The organism is Streptomyces sp. NPDC020845 (assembly GCF_044334165.1).
GTDB lineage: Bacteria > Actinomycetota > Actinomycetes > Streptomycetales > Streptomycetaceae > Streptomyces.
Window position 1 is genome coordinate 116,005 of sequence record NZ_JBIRSJ010000019.1, and the last position, 15,704, is coordinate 131,708.

Annotated in this window: 15 protein-coding genes; 8 read left to right on the forward strand and 7 right to left on the reverse strand. The window is 70.1% G+C overall.

The window, feature by feature from the left end; genetic code table 11:
* Positions 1 to 14 precede the first annotated feature (14 nt).
* Positions 15 to 797, forward strand: a complete 783-nt coding sequence (locus tag ACH4U7_RS41405) for a TIM barrel protein (protein WP_398532949.1) — start codon at positions 15 to 17, stop codon at positions 795 to 797.
* Between the two features lie 141 nt (positions 798 to 938).
* A complete protein-coding gene (locus ACH4U7_RS41410) occupies positions 939 to 1,964 on the forward strand; it encodes a Gfo/Idh/MocA family oxidoreductase (protein ID WP_398532950.1) in 1,026 nt (341 codons plus the stop codon).
* Positions 1,965 to 1,999: 35 nt separating this feature from the next.
* Here ACH4U7_RS41410 and ACH4U7_RS41415 read toward each other — a convergent pair whose 3' ends face one another.
* Positions 2,000 to 2,797, reverse strand: a complete 798-nt coding sequence (locus ACH4U7_RS41415; RefSeq protein ID WP_398532951.1) for an SDR family NAD(P)-dependent oxidoreductase — start codon at positions 2,795 to 2,797, stop codon at positions 2,000 to 2,002.
* Positions 2,798 to 3,245: 448 nt separating this feature from the next.
* On the opposite strand from ACH4U7_RS41415, the gene ACH4U7_RS41420 reads away from it, so the two are divergent.
* The 3 genes from ACH4U7_RS41420 (at position 3,246) to ACH4U7_RS41430 (ending at position 6,177) form a co-directional block, all read left to right on the forward strand.
* Positions 3,246 to 4,004 (forward strand): barstar family protein, encoded by a 759-nt coding sequence (locus ACH4U7_RS41420; protein WP_398532952.1) that lies wholly within the window; start codon positions 3,246 to 3,248, stop codon positions 4,002 to 4,004.
* A 78-nt stretch (positions 4,005 to 4,082) separates the two neighbouring features.
* Positions 4,083 to 5,093 carry an LLM class flavin-dependent oxidoreductase gene (locus ACH4U7_RS41425; RefSeq protein WP_398532953.1) on the forward strand — a complete coding sequence of 337 codons (1,011 nt, stop codon included), beginning with the start codon at positions 4,083 to 4,085 and terminating at the stop codon, positions 5,091 to 5,093.
* A 175-nt stretch (positions 5,094 to 5,268) separates the two neighbouring features.
* Positions 5,269 to 6,177 carry a helix-turn-helix domain-containing protein gene (locus ACH4U7_RS41430; RefSeq protein WP_398532954.1) on the forward strand — a complete coding sequence of 303 codons (909 nt, stop codon included), beginning with the start codon at positions 5,269 to 5,271 and terminating at the stop codon, positions 6,175 to 6,177.
* 2 nt (positions 6,178 to 6,179) lie between these two features.
* Here the strand turns inward: ACH4U7_RS41430 and ACH4U7_RS41435 are convergent, their stop codons facing one another.
* Positions 6,180 to 7,100: a DUF2690 domain-containing protein gene (locus ACH4U7_RS41435; protein WP_398532955.1), complete on the reverse strand. Its 921-nt coding sequence runs from the start codon at positions 7,098 to 7,100 to the stop codon at positions 6,180 to 6,182.
* Positions 7,101 to 7,230: 130 nt separating this feature from the next.
* Here ACH4U7_RS41435 and ACH4U7_RS41440 point away from each other — a divergent pair, with 130 nt between their 5' ends.
* Positions 7,231 to 7,752: a peptidoglycan-binding protein gene (locus ACH4U7_RS41440; RefSeq protein WP_398532956.1), complete on the forward strand. Its 522-nt coding sequence runs from the start codon at positions 7,231 to 7,233 to the stop codon at positions 7,750 to 7,752.
* Here the strand turns inward: ACH4U7_RS41440 and ACH4U7_RS41445 are convergent.
* Positions 7,727 to 8,668 carry a DUF2690 domain-containing protein gene (locus ACH4U7_RS41445; protein WP_398532957.1) on the reverse strand — a complete coding sequence of 314 codons (942 nt, stop codon included), beginning with the start codon at positions 8,666 to 8,668 and terminating at the stop codon, positions 7,727 to 7,729. The two genes, ACH4U7_RS41440 and ACH4U7_RS41445, sit on opposite strands and share 26 nt — an antisense overlap.
* 151 nt (positions 8,669 to 8,819) lie before the next feature.
* On the opposite strand from ACH4U7_RS41445, the gene ACH4U7_RS41450 reads away from it, so the two are divergent.
* The gene (locus tag ACH4U7_RS41450) at positions 8,820 to 9,734 is read left to right on the forward strand and encodes an oxidoreductase (protein ID WP_398532958.1); all 915 of its coding nucleotides are present in this window, start codon (positions 8,820 to 8,822) and stop codon (positions 9,732 to 9,734) included.
* Between the two features lie 163 nt (positions 9,735 to 9,897).
* Here the strand turns inward: ACH4U7_RS41450 and ACH4U7_RS41455 are convergent, their stop codons facing one another.
* The 3 genes from ACH4U7_RS41455 to ACH4U7_RS41465 form a co-directional block, all read right to left on the reverse strand.
* Positions 9,898 to 11,235, reverse strand: a complete 1,338-nt coding sequence (locus ACH4U7_RS41455; RefSeq protein ID WP_398532959.1) for a gluconate:H+ symporter — start codon at positions 11,233 to 11,235, stop codon at positions 9,898 to 9,900.
* 244 nt (positions 11,236 to 11,479) lie between these two features.
* The gene (locus ACH4U7_RS41460; protein WP_398533041.1) at positions 11,480 to 12,421 is read right to left on the reverse strand and encodes a 5-dehydro-4-deoxyglucarate dehydratase; all 942 of its coding nucleotides are present in this window, start codon (positions 12,419 to 12,421) and stop codon (positions 11,480 to 11,482) included.
* A gap of 110 nt (positions 12,422 to 12,531) precedes the next feature.
* Positions 12,532 to 13,710, reverse strand: a complete 1,179-nt coding sequence (locus ACH4U7_RS41465; protein ID WP_398532960.1) for a mandelate racemase/muconate lactonizing enzyme family protein — start codon at positions 13,708 to 13,710, stop codon at positions 12,532 to 12,534.
* Positions 13,711 to 13,870: 160 nt separating this feature from the next.
* Here ACH4U7_RS41465 and ACH4U7_RS41470 point away from each other — a divergent pair, with 160 nt between their 5' ends.
* Entirely contained in the window at positions 13,871 to 14,827 is a 957-nt protein-coding gene (locus ACH4U7_RS41470; protein ID WP_398532961.1) for a LysR substrate-binding domain-containing protein, read from the forward strand.
* Here the strand turns inward: ACH4U7_RS41470 and ACH4U7_RS41475 are convergent.
* Positions 14,812 to 15,666 (reverse strand): LysR family transcriptional regulator, encoded by an 855-nt coding sequence (locus tag ACH4U7_RS41475; protein ID WP_398532962.1) that lies wholly within the window; start codon positions 15,664 to 15,666, stop codon positions 14,812 to 14,814. The genes ACH4U7_RS41470 and ACH4U7_RS41475 overlap by 16 nt on opposite strands.
* Between the last annotated feature and the right edge of the window lie 38 nt (positions 15,667 to 15,704).

Here is a 15,704-nt window from a genome sequence, read left to right on the forward strand (position 1 = left end):
GAGGTCGAGCAGCGATGTACACATTGGCGGTCTGTGCCGAGATGGTCTTCCGGGATCTGCCCATCCAGGAGCGGGTGCGGCGCATCCACGACGCCGGCTTCCAGGTCGAGATCTGGGACTGGACCCGCCACGATCTGACCGCCCTTGAGCGCAGCGGCGCGGTGTTCTCCTCGATGACCGGCTATGTGTGCGGCAGCCTCACGGACGAGGACGGGGCGGCCGAACTTCTGCGTACCGCCGAGGAGTCGGTCAAGGTGGCCGAACGGCTCGGCTGCCCCCGGCTGAATCTGCACGGCACCGGCCTGGACGGCGACGGTCTGCCGGTGGTGCCGGTGGCGGGGGAGGCCACCGGGGAGATGTGGATCGCCGCCCACCGCACCCTCACCCGCCTCGCCGAGCTGGGCGAGCGCACCGGGGTCACCTTCACCCTGGAAAACCTCAACACCGCCGTCGACCACCCTGGTGTGCCGTTCGCGACGGCCGCCGACACCCTGGCCCTGGTCGCCGCCGTGGACCGGCCCGGTCTGCGGATGAACCTGGACCTCTACCACGCCCAGATCGGCGAGGGAAACCTGATCGAGCTGATCCGCGGGGCCCATGGCCGGGGCCTGATCGGCGAGATCCAGGTGGCCGACGTACCCGGCCGCTGTGAGCCCGGCACCGGGGAGATCAACTACCCGGCCGTCGCACACACCCTCGCGGCCCTCGGCTACGACGGCACGGTCGCCATGGAGGCATGGGCCTCCGGCGACAGCGGCCTCGCCCTGGAGCGGTTCCGCTCCGCCTTCAGCCTCTGACCGCACCCCCTGCGAACACCCCTCTACGAACACCTGCCTAAGGACATCACGCCCCTTACGGGTATCACGCCTCCTACGGACCTACGGACCTACGGAGCACGAACGACCAGTTCAGGCCCACAGCAAGAAAGTAGGACCCGCATGACCACGCGAAACCCCCTCCCCGTCGGCCTCGTCGGCGCCGGACGGATGGGCTCCTTCCACGCCGAAACCCTCGCCCACCGCCTTCCCGGCGTACGGCTCGCCGCCATCGCCGACCCGGCCCCGGGCGCCGCGCGGCGGCTCGGCGACCGGCTCGGCTGCCCCACGGCGTACACCGAGATCGGGGAGCTGTTCGCCGACCCAGGCATCGAGGCGGTGGTCATCGCCACCCCGGCGCGCACCCACGCCGACCTCGTCGAGGCCGCGGCCCGGCAGGGCAAGGCCGTCTACTGCGAGAAGCCCATGGCGGTCAGCCTGGCCGACGCGGACCGCGCCATCGCGGCCGCCGCCGACGCGGGCGTCCCCCTCCAGGTGGGCTTCAACCGCCGCTACGACACGGGTTTTCGCGCCGCCCACGACAAGATCGCCGCCGGCGCCATCGGCACCCCGCAGCTGCTGCGCTCGCTCACCCGCGACCCGAAGCTGGCTGACCCGGCGCCCATCCCGCCGTGGACGATCTTCCTGGAGACCCTTATCCACGACTTCGACACCCTGCGCTTCCTCAACCCCGGCGCCGAGCCGGTCGAGGTCTTCGCCATGGCCGACGCCCTAATACACCCCGATTTCAAGGACCGCGGTCTGCTCGACACAGCCCTCGTCACCATCCGCTTCGACAACGGCGCGCTCGCCACCGCCGAGGCCAACTTCCAGGCCGTATACGGCTATGACGTCCGTGGCGAGGTCTTCGGCTCGGCCGGCATGCTCACCATGGGCGAGCTCCGCCGCAGCCATCTGACGGCCTACGGCCCGGACGGCATCGCCGCCGACTGTGTCGGCTACGACCAGGACCTCTTCCGCGACGCCTACGTCGCCGAACTCGCCGACTTCACCGAGTGCGTGCGCACGGCGGGCACCCCCTCCGTCACCGGCGAGGACGCCCGCGCCGCGCTGTCCATGGCCCTCGCCGCCATCCGGTCGATCACCACGGGCGGCCCGGCCCATATCGACGAGCTCCAGGACCGTTGACGCCACGCTCCCTCAGGGTCTCCGCTGCGCGAGGTCTACGGGAGGATGGAGTCGACGTAGCCGCCGTCGACGCGCACGGCCCCGCCCGTGGTGGCCGACGCGAAGGGAGAGCTGAGGTAGACGGCCATATTGGCGATCTCCTCCGGCTCGATCAGCCTCTGGAGCAGCGACTGGGGCCGGTGCTTGGCCATGAACTCCCGCTGCGCCTCGTCCCAGGGCAGGCTGGAGTCCACCAGTTCGTACACGAACTCCTCGACGCCGCCGGTGTGTGTCGGCCCGGCGATCAGCGAGTTGACGGTCACCCCGGAACCCGCGGCATCCTTGGCGAAGCCGCGGGTCACCGCGAGCAGAGCGGTCTTCGACATGCCGTAGTGGATCATCTCGGCGGGGATGACGACGGCGGAGTCGCTGGCGACGTTCATGATCCGGCCCCAGGACCGGCTTTTCATCGCGGGCAGATAGGCGCGGATCATCCGTACGGCGGCCAGCACGTTGACTTCGAAATAGCGGCGCCATTCGTCGTCGCTGATCTCCAGCGCCGGAACGGCGCCGAAGATGCCCAGGTTGTTGATGAGGATGTCGACGTCCGGGACGGCCGTGGTGACCTGCTGGGCGCCCTCTTCGGTGGTGATGTCGCCCGGGGCGGGGACAAAGGTGCCACCTCCGTCCGCCACCCCCTCCAGTTTCGCGATGGCGGCGGCCACGGACTCCTCCCGGCGTCCGTTGACGGCGACACGGGCGCCCGCCCGCGCCAGTCCGTCGGCGATGGCGAAGCCGATGCCCTGGGTCGACCCGGTGACGAGGGCGGTTTTGCCGGAGAGATCGATCAGCACGGTGCTCCTCCAAAGGGATGCGGTACGCGAACCAAGAGACGTTGAGTTTCGGGTGTCCATGCCGGTGCCGCGGAAACAGCGGCCCGGGGTGGCCCGGGGTGCTGGCCCGGGGTGGTGTGCGGTCGCGGGGCCGCACCGGGTGACGAGCGATCACGGTAATTGCATACGCGTTTAGTTGCAAGCGCGCAGTATCGGTGTTCCGGTGGCGCGGCGCGGATCACCACCTGTTGAGCCGCCCGGATGCGAGGGGTGGCACGTAGGGTGGGTCGGATACGGGCTCCGCCGTGGACGCGGACGGAGTGGGGTCATTGGGGCATGACGTGCTTGTGCGATCATGGTCGTTGGTCTTTTGCCTGGTCTGATGCGGAGGCGGTCCGGGCCGCGGACACGGGGGTGCGGAGTGAGCGGTCACGGCGAGGGGAAGTCGGGCGTCGAAGGGGACGATCGCGTGACTCGGTGCGATGCGATGTACCGATTCGTCGAGGACGAGACGGAGCGGGAGATTCTGACCGCGACCGATGTCCGAGGCTTCTTCGTCGAGCCGTCGATCGGCGAGTCGGAGATCATCACCGCGGTCGGATCGTCACTGCGGCCGGAGCGGGTCCCCGTGCTCTTCGAGGACGTCGAATTGCAGGTGAGGGACGTCCGAGGGCGCGAGATCGGCGGCTACTACATCGGCAGGGTCGAGGTGACGGACTTCAGGGACAGCGTGAGCGTCCCGGGCGGCACCGATCTGGCCCTGTCCTTCTTCGGATTCGGTTCCCCCTATCCGTATGCGGGGGAGATCTGGCAGACCTGGGCACAGAGTCCTCCGGCGGAATCCGGAATGTGGAAGAGGCTTCTTCCTGAAGCACATGACAGCTGGCTTCACGTGGTCCAAACGGCCTGGTTCCGCACGGGCCACCAGGCCAAACGCTATGGGGATACGACCACGTGCGAAATCGCGGGAGCGGACCTCGCCGATATCGCGGGCTTTTACTGCGAGCTGGGCGAGGCGGTCAATGGGCCGGGCGGCTATTTCGGCTCCAATCCCAGCGCACTCGACGACTGCCTCATCAACAGCGGTGCCCGCCGGGAATCGCCTTTCCGGCTGGTGTGGCGCGACTTCGAGAGCTCGCGGCGCGCCATCGGCGACGAAGAGCTGGACGATGTGATCTCCGTGCTGCGTCAATACGGAATCGAGATCGAGTACCCGTCCTCCGGCTGATGGCGCGGCTGATGGCGTGGTCGGCGCCGGGCCTCGGCGCGGTGGGAATGCCGGGGTCCGCCAGGCGTTGAACCCTGTGTGAGCTCTGTGATCGCCTCGACCCGCTTCTCGATCCTCGACCGCTCGCGGATCCGGGAGGGATTCGGCGGTCCGCAGGCGCTGCGCGACACCGTGCGCCTGGCCCAGGAGGTGGAACGGCTCGGCTACCACCGGATCTGGGTCGCCGAGCACCACGGCGTGCCCGGTGTCGCGGGCTCGGCGCCGACCGTGCTGGCCGCGGCGATCGCCGCCGCCACGCATACGATCCGGGTCGGCACCGGCGGGGTGATGCTGCCGAACCACCAACCGCTCGTGGTCGCCGAGCAGTTCGGCGTCCTTGAGTCCCTCTTCCCCGGGCGGATCGACATGGGCCTGGGCCGCTCGGTCGGCTTCACCAACGGCGTGCGCAGAGCGCTGGGCCGGGACAAGGACGACGCCGACGACTTTGCGGGGCAACTGGCCGAGCTCCTTGGCTGGTTCGAGGGCACCTCGCCGACCCGCGTCCATGCCCGCCCCGCCGAAGGGCTGCGCGTGCCGCCGTACGTCCTGGCCACCGGCGAGGGCGCGGCGATCGCCGCCGAGGCCGGGCTTCCGCTGGTGATCGGAGACCTCAGGGGCCGCGAGAAGCTGCTGCGTGCGATCGAGCGCTACCGCGGCGCCTTCCGCCCTTCCGCATGGGCCGACGAACCGTACGTCATCGCCGCCGGCACGGTCGCCGTCGCCGAAACCCCCGAGCTGGCGCGCCGACTGCTGATCCCCGAGGCGTGGGCCATCGCGTACTCGAGCACCCACGGCACGTTCCCGCCGCTCGCCCCGGCCGAGGAGATCGAGCGGCGGACCATGAGCCCGAAGGAGCGGGACCTCTACGAGTCGCACCTGCGCGGCCATATCCATGGCACCGAGGAGCAGGTGGCCGATGAGCTGGAGACCGTGATCAAGGAGACCGGCGCCCAGGAGATCATGGTCACGACCAGCACCTACGATCGGGACGTCCTGATCGCATCCCACCGCGGGCTGGCCCGGATCGCGGGGCTCAGCGGCAGCCGATGAGCGGGTTCCCGCTCCGCGTCCCGCGGGATTGTCTTGCTGCCTGCTGTCCCCGCAGGTCACAGGGGTGGCCGTCCCTCTTTCAGCTCAGCTGTCCCGCAACGGTGGCCGTCGCCGGGACCCGTCCCCAAGCTCGGTCGGAGCAAGGGGACGGAGCGGAAGGACAGCACCCATCACCATGTGCGGCACCACACAAGACCCGCCACACCAGCCGACCGAGTTGGACCTCGGCCCGGTGCGCCTGCTGATGCCGCGCTCCGCCGGGCTGTCGGCGAGATCCGCGAGAGACGGCGCATCGTGGGGTCGCGCCGGTTGGGGGACGGCGGAGGTGTGGCAGGTGGTGCTGGCCTCGGGCGGGCCGCTCACGCTGGGCGGCGGCCACGACGCGGTCCGCCTGGCCCCGGGGGCTCTGGCCCTGTGGGCCCCGCCGGACGCCGCGACGCCCCTGACGGTCCGCGGCGCGCCATCGGCTCAGGCGCTGGTGGTGTGTCTGCCGCGCAGGGCGTTACCGGTACCGGCGCGAGTGGTGCGCTCCCCGGCGGCCCGGCCCCTGGAGTCGGCGGGCGGTGCGGGGGCGCTGTTGGCCGGCCTCCTCATGGGCCTCGCCGCCCAGGCGGCGGAGGTGGAGGAGTGGCAGGCGACATGGCTGGGCTCGGCGGTGGTCGACCTCACGGTCGCCCTCCTCAGCGGCGTGGCCGACTTGGGGGACCGTGGGCGGTCGATATCGCGGCAGGCGGCCCTGCTGGACGAGATCAAGACGTATATCGATGTGCGACTGACAGATCCCGATCTGGACCCGGCCGGTATCGCCAGGGCCCATCACATCTCCCTGCGCTATGTGCACCAGATCTTCCAGCAGGACAAGCGGACCGTCCGGGGCTATATCCGGGAGCGGCGGCTGGAACACTGTCGGACCGATCTGCTCAGCCCCGGCCGCGCCGCCGAGAGCGTAGGCCGGATCATGGCGCGATGGGGGTTCCGGGACGCGGCGGTGTTCGCGCGGGCGTTCAAGCGCGCGTACGGACTGCCCCCGGCGGAGTACCGAAGGCGCCTGGCACCCATGGCGTACGGGGCTCGGGACAGCTGAACTCAGCGGTTGCCGGCGCTGGGGGAGAGGGTGGGGTCGGGGGCCTCGGTGAGATGGGTCGAGCCCCCTGGTTTGGTGCAGCCGTGTGCGCCCGAGGTGAGGACGGTGCACGCCCTGGCGCCCGACGGAGTGGCGGAGGCGACCATGGGGCTGTAGATGTCGGTGTCGTAGTGGACCTTGTCCTGGTACGAGGCGTGTTCGGCCGCCACCACCTTCGCGATGTCACCCGGGTGTCCCCAACTGATGCGGGACCACGCCGCCTTGCAGGAGTCGCTGTACCGTAACTCCACATACACGCCGTGGACCCTGGTCATGGCCGCGGTCCAGGCGTCTCCTGCGCAGCCCGTCTCCTTGGGGCTCTTGCCGGCGCAACTCTCCTGGAAGCAGTGCGTGTAAAGCTGCCCGGCCGCCGAGGGGGAGGCCGAGTGCGCGACGGTGTGTGGTCCGGTGGAATCGTCCGGTCCCCACCACACGACCGCGGCAGCGCCCAGCGCCAGGACGGTCACCACCGCTGCCGCGGTCAGGAGAAGCTTGCCCCGCGCTGTGCGTCCGGCGGGCGGTGCGACGTCCTTCGCGTGCGAGGAAGGGGCAGTGGGGGCGGCGGAGTCCGTGGACGTGGGGGAGTCCGCGGGCGATCCCTGTCCCGGTGCCTCGCGGCCGCTCCAGGCCCGTTCGGCCAGCTCCCACAGCGCGGCCAGCCGGGCCGAATCGGCTCCCACGGCGCGGCCCAGCGACTCCACGGCCTGCCGCGGGGGCAGCGCCTTGCCGTTGAGATACCGCTCCCAGGAGGATTTGCTGTGCAAGGTGCGCTCCGCGAGAGCGGCCAGGCTCAGCCCGCTGCGGTCCTTGTACTGGCGCAGTTGCTCGACGAGGTTGCGGACATCCGGATCGAGGTCCTGCGGCAGCGATTTCCAGTTGGCCATGGCCACATCCCAGCCTTGGTTTCCGCGTGATGCATACTCCTCTTTACGCCACTCTGGTTTCAGCGGGTCGGACAGCAGCCGTTTTTCCGCCAACTGTCAGGGCCTCAGGCCGTTCAGGGGAGGAATGAGCATGGCGCGCGGCGCCGTCGCGTCGAGGACGGTCACGGTGTTGGCGATGTCGGCCGTGCTGGCGCTGGGCGCGGCTCCCGGCGGCACATCGCCCCCGCCCTCGTATGTGGACTCGTATGTGGACGGGCAGGGGGCGCTCGCCGACGACTGGCGGGACGAGCCGCAGCTCGCCGTGGGGCGGGGGCCACGCAGCGATCTGGTGGGGATGTGGCAGGGGGTGCTGTGGGCGGACGGCTATCTGCCCCGGTCCGGTGTCAGCTGTACGTACGACGCGGCGACCGCCGGGGCGACCCGGGTGTGGCAGAGCAATCACGGCCTGGACGCGGACGGCATCGTGGGCCCCGCGACCTTCGGCTTCGCCGGCCGGCGCCTCACCCGGATCCCGCCGTGGACGGCGTATCAGGGCGAGGAGCGGAACCTGCCGCTGCGTCGGTCGGGCGGCGGCGTGTACGAGGTGTACGACGGCGGCCGATTCCATGCCCTGCGGAGGGACGCGGTCACCCTCGTCCAGTGCCGCCACTGACCGGGCCGATCCAGCTGTCGTGCTCGGTCACGCCGAGCTGCCGCCCCGCCACCACCACACAGGCCCGTGCCCGGTGCTGGTCGGCCGCCACCATCGCGGTGCGGGTCGCGCCCCGGGCCGCGGTCTGCGTAGCGGCCCCCGCGGCGGCGGCCAGCAGCTCTTCGGTGCCGCCCGCCGGATCCACTTCCGCCCATACCGCCCGGCACACCGGGCTGTACCGCAGGCGCAGGGTCCGGCCGTCCGCGCTCAGCGCATGGACCGTGACGCTGTCGCGGTCGCACCCCTCCCGGTACGGATCCCGGCCCTGGCATGAGCGGCCCGCGCAACGCCCGTCCGCGGAAGCCGACCCCGAGGCGCGCAGGTCCCAGGGCCAGGCGGGTGAGCCCTCGGGCGCTCCCGGTGGCGTGCTGCGCGGGCGGGTGTCGCCGCTCCAGGGGCGTACGAGGAGCAGGAGGAGCAGTACGGCGAGCAGACCGCACCCCGCCACAACGGCGCCGACGACCGTCCGGCGGGACAGGCGCCGCACCCGGCCGGGCAACCAGGCGCGACCGGCAGCGCTTCCCACCCCGCGAGGTGCCGCCTCCGCCGCTTCTTCTGCCTCCGGCTCTTCCGCCGCCTTCGGATCTTCGGACTCCTTCGGGCTCTGTTCCGCCGCCCAGGCGTCCGAGGCCGACTCCCACAGCACGCGCAGCAGCCCCCGGTCCGCCCGGGTGAGCCGGCCGAGCGCGTCGACGGCCTCCCACGGCGGCAGCGCCCGCCCGTTGAGATAGCGGTGCCACGACGAGCTGCTGTACGCGGTCTTGGCCGCGAGCGAGTTCAGGCTCAGCCGTGAGCGGTCCTTGTGCAGTCGTAGCTCTTCGGCCAGCCGCCGTGCCTGGGGCGGAAGTTCACCAGGCAGCGGTCGCCATCGGGCCATCAGCATTCCCCTCCGCTGCCCCACCTGTCGCCCATGCGGTATCCTACTCAGCAGTTGTTGAGCCTTCTCGCCGCGGAACCGCCTCCGCCGAGGAGGCTTTTTTCATGCCTGAAAACCACACCATCGAGGGGACGACCACGTGAGGCCGAGCATGACCGAAGAGCCGAGCACGACCGAAGAGACACCCACCGCCGCGGCCGCGGGCACGTGGAAACTCGGTGATCTGACCGTCAACCGCCTTGGATTCGGGGCGATGCGGCTGACCGGCAGCGCCGCCTTCGACCTCGGCACTCCGAGTGACCGCGACCGGTCGATCAGGGTGCTGCGGCGGGCGATCGAGCTCGGCGTCAACCACGTCGACACGGCGGCGTTCTACTTCTCGTCGCTGCGGTCCGCCAACGAGCTGATCAACCGGGCGCTGGCGCCCTACCCGGACGATCTCGTCATCGCCACGAAGGTCTGGCCGGCCAGGGACCCGTCGGGCGCGTGGTGGTGGGCCACGCCGGACCAGTTGCGCGGTCAGGTCGAGGAGAATCTGCGCCAACTGGGCCGTGATCACCTGGATGTGGTGAATCTGCGTGTTCCGCCGAGCCGCAGGTCCGGCTCCATCGCGGAACACTTCGGTGCGCTGGCCGCCCTCCGGGACGCCGGGCTCATCCGCCACCTCGGTCTGTCCAATGTCACGCCCGAGCAGCTGGCCGAGGCTCAGGCCATCGCGCCGGTGGTCTGTGTGCAGAATGCCTATGGCGTCGGCGCGCCGGCCGAAGAGCGGGATTTTCTGCGGGCCTGTGGTGAGCAGGGCATCGCCTATGTGCCGTTCTACGCGATCGCCGGCGCCGGGCGCGATTCCGGCGCGAGCGCGACCGACGGCGAGGCGGTGCTCGCCGCCGCCCGCGCACACCAGGTGACTCCCGCGCAGGTGCGGCTGGCGTGGACGTTGCGGCAGGGGCCGCATGTGCTGGCCATCCCCGGCACCGGGAACCCGGACCACCTCGTGGAGAACGTGGCCGCGGCGGCGCTGCGGCTCTCCGACGACGAGGCGTCCGTCATAGATGCCGAGGAATAGATACCGAGGAATAGATACCGACGAATAGATGCCGACGAGCTGTGACACCGAGGCGGTGACAGACAACTCGGTATGACACGCCAACACGCGCTCGCTCCGGCACCGGAGGGGAACCGGCGTCGGAGCGAGCGCGTGGGTGATCGAGCGGTGGCGGTGGCGGTAGCTAGACGCCCAGTGCGTCGAGGCAGGCCTCGACGGCGAGGACGCCACCGAGTCCGAGGACCGCGAGAGTGGTGGTGTAAGTGGTGCGCGCCTTGATGGCGTCGATGACGGAGAGGTTGAAGTACTCCTTGAACATCCAGAAGCCGGGGTCGTTGACGTGGCTGAAGGCGATGGACCCGCAGGAGACGGCGAGCACCATCATCTCGGGGTGGACTCCACTGCCCGCGACCAGCGGCTCCACCACACCGGCGGCGGTGACGACCGCGACCGTCGCCGATCCGAGGGCGATACGGAGGATGACGGCGATCAGCCACGCCAGGATGATCGGCGAGATGTCCCAGCCTTCGGTGACGTCCTTGATGTAGTCGGAGATCCCGCCCTCGACGAGGACGCCCTTGAAGGCGCCGCCCGCGCCGATCACCAGGAGGATCATGGCCATCGCCTGGGCCGCGGAGTTGCAGGACGCGCTGACCTCGGAGAGCGACCGGCCGATGCGCGGGCCGAACGCCCAGATGGCCAGGAGCAGCGTCAGCAGCAGGGCGACCGGCGCCGAGCCGATGAAGGTGATGAAGGGCCGGGCGGGGTTGGACTCGGACACCGCCATGTCGTACACGGCGGCGAACGCGATCAGCACCACCGGGACCAGCGCCACCGAGAGGGACCAGCCCATGCTGGGCATCTCCTCCTCGGTGAAGGTGCGCTCGGAGACCAGGCCCTTGGGCATGGTGGGGTTCATCTTCCTGACGAACGGGAGGCGCGGCCACACCAGCGCGATGAGCGCTCCGAAGGGGATGGCGAAGAACAGGCCGTAGAAGAGGGTCAGCCCGACGGAGGCGTGGAAGGTGGCGGCGACGGCGGTGGGGCCGGGGTGGGGCGGCAGGAAGCTGTGCATGGTGGACAGCGCGATCGACATCGGGAGGCCGACCCACAGCAGGTTCTTGCCCGTCACCCGGACGATGGTGAACGCCACCGGCACGATGATCACGAAGGCGACCTCGTAGAACATCGTCACGCCCAGCAGCATGGCCGTGACCACCATGGCTATCTGGACCCGGCGCAGGCCGAAGGTGTCGATGAGTTTGCCGGATATTCGCTGGGCGGCGCCGGAGTCTCCCATGACGCGGCCGAGCATGGCGCCGAGCCCGACGACGATCAGGGTGTCGCCGATCTGCCCTCCGACACCCTCGCCGAGGACGTCCGGGATCTTCTCCATCGGGACGCCTCGGACCAGCGCCACGGCGACGGCCACGAGGAGGAGGGAGATGAAGCCGTTCAGCTTCACCTTGGTCATCAGGAAGAGCAGCGCCAGGACGCTGATTCCTACTACGACAAGAGGCATGGGTCAGTTCCCCTTTGAACTGCGCTCAGGAGGATGGCTTCCGATCCGTGGGACGTATACAGATCGCGTATGCGGCTCGCGTAAGCAGATCGCGTATGCGGATCGGACGGAGGGGGTGTGGGGGATGGCCCGGTCATGGCCGGCAGCCGTGCCGGTCGGGCCCTCGTCGCGGGGGACGCGGCGGAAGGCTGGGCCGGGCGGCGTACGGGGCCGCCCGGATCCCATCAGTGTTCTGTCGTCCCGGTCAGCGGTCGGCGGCCACGAGGCTCAGACCGGTCTCCAGGAGCTTCTCGAGGTCGGCCAGGTCTTCGGGGCCGGGGTCGATGAGCGGGGCGCGCACCGGGCCGACCGGTTTGCCGCGCAGCCGGGCGGCGGCCTTCACCAGCGATACGGCGTAGCCCGGCACCCGGTCCCGCAGTTCGACCAGCGGGACGTAGAAGTCACGCAGCAGCGTGTCCACGGTCTCGTCGTCGCCGGCCTGGAACGCGTCGAAGAACGCGCCCGCGATCTCGGGTGCGAAGGCGTGGACGGCGGAGGAGTACGCGGGCACGCCGACGGTGGCGTATGCGCGTGCCTGCATCTCGGCGGTGGCGGCCCCGTTGAAGAACAGGAGGTCGTCGGGGGCGTTGAGGGTCAGCCGCTGGAGCCGGTCCAGGTCGCTGTGTCCGTCCTTCAGGCCGATGACGGTGGGGATCTCCGCGATCTGCCGCAGGCCGTCGATGGTGAACGCCACGTGGTCGCGCTGGTAGGCGATGAGCGGCAGTCCGGTCCCGGCGGCGATCCGCCGCAACTGCTCCACCAGGCCGGCCTGCGGGGCCTTGACCAGGTAGTGGGGGAGCACCAGAGCTGCGTCGGCGCCGGCCTCCTCCGCGATCCGGGCGAAGCGCAGCGCCTGCGCGTAGCCGTAGCCGATGCCGGCGACCACCGGCATACGGCCGTCGGCCACCTCCACCGCGGTGGTGATCACCTGGCGGTACTCGTCCTCGTCCAGGGCGGTGAACTCCCCGGTGCCGCACGCGGGAAACACCGCGCCGGGGGCGGTGTCCAGCTGAGCGGTCAGATACTCACGGTAGGCGTCCAGATCGAGGCTGCCGTCGTCACCGAAGCTGGTGAGGGGGAAGGACAGCACACCACGCGCCATGCCGTCACGCAGTCGCTGCGCGACATCCTGGACCGCCGTGTTCATAGTCATGAACTGTTCTCCACATACATGAATCTAGCTATGGGAATGGAGGTTAGGGTGGCTCACCCAACAGGTCAATGGGTGTGCGACCCGATTTCCGCGGAGCGGTACGTTCAGGGACGCGTACCGAGCTCGTAGTCCGCCTGTGTCCAGGCCCGGGCCTGCTCGCTGAGGGTGATACCGAGGCCCGGCCGGGAGGACACATGCATACGGCCGCCACTGATCCGCAACCGCTCGTTGAACAGTGGCTCCAGCCAGTCGAAGTGCTCCACCCACGGCTCGTACGGGTAGGCGGCGGCGAGGTGGAGGTGGATCTCCATCGCGAAGTGCGGGGCGAGCTGGAGGTGGTGGTGTTCGGCGAGGGTGGCCAGCTTGAGGAACTGGGTGATACCGCCGATACGCGGCGCGTCGGGCTGGATGATGTCCGCGGCCTCGTGGCGGATCAGCTCCCAGTGTTCGGCGACGCTGGCCAGCATCTCCCCGGTGGCCACCGGAGTGTCCAGCGAGGCCGCGAGGGCGGCGTGGCCGCGGGCGTCATAGGCGTCCAGCGGCTCCTCGATCCAGACCAGGCCGAACTCCTCGAGGGCGCGCCCCATGCGCTGGGCGGTGGGCCGGTCCCACTGCTGGTTGGCGTCCACCATGAGCGGCACCTCGTCGCCCAGATGCTCCCGTACGGCGGTCACCCGGCTCAGATCCACCTTGCCGTCGGGGTGGCCGACCTTGAGCTTGATGCCGCCGATGCCCTCGGCCACCGAGCGGGAGGCGTTCTCCAGCAGCTGCTCGGTGGGCGTGTGCAGAAAACCGCCGGAGGTGTTGTAGCAGCGTACGGAGTCGCGGTGGGCGCCCAGCAGCTTGGCCAGGGGCAGACCGGCCCGCTTGGCCTTCAGATCCCACAGGGCGATGTCGAAGGCCGCCACCGCCTGGGTGGACAGCCCGCTGCGCCCGACGGAGGCGCCCGCCCACACCAGCTTCGTCCAGAGCTTGGCGATATCGCTGGGGTCCTCGCCCAGCAGGGTGGGGGCGATCTCCTTGGCGTGTGCGAACTGGCCGGGGCCGCCGGCCCGCTTGGAGTAGCTGAAACCGATGCCCTGATGTCCCCCCTCGGTGGCCAGCTCGACGAAGAGGAAGGCCACCTCGGTCATCGGCTTCTGCCGCCCGGTGAAGACCTTCGCGTCGCTGATCGGAGTGGCCAGCGGAAGGGTGACCGAGGACAGCTTGATCCAGGAGATCCTGTCGAGGGTCGCCTCCCCTGCCTGCTGCGCGGCATGTGCCGTCGTTTCCGGTGTGCTCATCACTTAGCGTCCCCTGTGAGTGCGGGCGGGGCGGCCGGTCCCTGAGGTGGCCGGTCGCGGTGTCGGCGGGCGTGTCCGCTCGGCCGTCCCTTGACGCTAGGTGGTCGATTGATCTCCGTCTAACTTAAAGTTTGTATGCGTTGATACAGGGAGAGCATCATTGTTCACACTCGCCCAGCTGGCCAGCTTCGTGGCAGTGGCCGAAGAACTGCACTTCACCCGGGCCGCGGAACGGCTCAAGATGACACAGCCACCACTGAGCCGCCAGATCCAGCTCCTGGAGAACGACCTGCGGGTCCGGCTCCTGGACCGCACCAACCGATCGGTGCGGCTCACCCCCGCCGGGCGCGCCTTCCTCACCGAGGCCCGCCGTATCCTGCGCCAGTCGGAACACGCGGCGCTCGCCGTCCGCCAGGTGTCGACCGGGGAAGCGGGCAGCATCGCCATCGGCTTCACCGCGGCCAGCGCGTACTCCACCCTCGGCACCCTGCTGGAAACCGCCCGCGCGGCCATGCCCCGCGCGGAGATCGTGCTGCAAGAGATGGTCACCCGCGACCAGTTGGAAGCCCTCACCCAGAACCGGCTGGACCTCGGACTCGGCCGACCCTCGGTCACCGGCCCGGACCTGCGGTCCCGCCCGGCCGTACGGGAGCGGCTGCTCGCGGCGCTGCCCAAGGAACACCCGCTGGCGGCGCGTGAAGGAGCGCTCCAGGTCGCGGACTTCGACGGTCAGCCGTTCCTGATGTACTCACCCACGGACGCCCGCTACTTCCACGAACTGCTCATCAGCATCTTCAGCGTGGCGCATGTGGCCCCCGTCTTCTCCCAGTATCTGAGCCAGGTCCACAGCATCCTGGCCCTGGTCAACTGCAGCCTGGGGGTGTCCCTGGTTCCCGAGGCCGCCGCGCGGCTGCGCTATGCCGATGTCGTTTTCAAACCGGTTGAGCTGGAGACCCCCAACCCCGTGGAGCTCAACCTCGTCTGGCGCGAGAACAACGACAACCCGGTGCTGCACGCGCTGCTCCGCCACCTGCCATGGCCCGCTCCGGCACCGGAGCCTGGGCCTGGGCCGGCACCGGAGCCGGAGCTGGAGCCCGGGGCTCATCCCGGCCGGTAGAGCGCCGTGAGCAGTTCGATCACGGCCGGGGCGGCGGGATGCGGATCGTCCCGCCACCAGGCGAGCCGCACCGCGATCGGCTCGGCGTCGCGCACCGGCCGGTAGACGACACCAGGCCGCGGATACTGGTGCGCGGTGGACTCCGCCGTGATCCCCACCCGCCGGCCCGTGGAAATCATGATGAGCCAGTCGTCGATGTCGTGTGACTCCTCGGTCGCCGGGCGGGAGCCGGAGGGCCACAGCTCCGCGGTGGTGGTGCCGGTCCGCCGGTCGACCAGCAGGGTACGCCCGCTGAGATCGGCGAGCCTGACCGAACGGCGCGAGGCCAGCGGATCGTCGGCGGCCAGGGCGCACAGCCGCCGCTCGAGCCCCACGATGGCGGAGTCGAAGCGCCGGTCGTCCAGCGGCCTGCGGACGACGGCCAGATCGCAGACACCCTCGGCCAGCCCCGCGGTGGCGGAGTTGACGCGGATCAGCTGCAGCTCCGTCTCGGGGACCGTCTGGGCCCAACGGCGCTGAAACGCCAGCGTATGGCGGCCCACCGCCGACCAGGCGTAACCGATCCGCAGCCGCCGGTGGCCCGAGGCCGCCTCCCGGAGCAGACCGTCCACCTCGCCGAGCACCCGCCGGGCGTGCGCCACCACGCGCAGACCAGTGCCCGTCGGCGTCACCTCACGGGAGGTACGCAGCAGCAGCCGCACCCCGAGCGCCCGCTCGAGCGAGGCCAGCGTGCGGGACACGGCCGCCTGGGAGACACCGAGCGCGATGGCGGCATCGGTGAAACTGCCCTCGTCGACGATCGCCACGAGACAGCGCAACTGACGCAGCTCGATATCCATGACTCAAGCGTATAGATCCCGCCGTCGATGCATTTTGC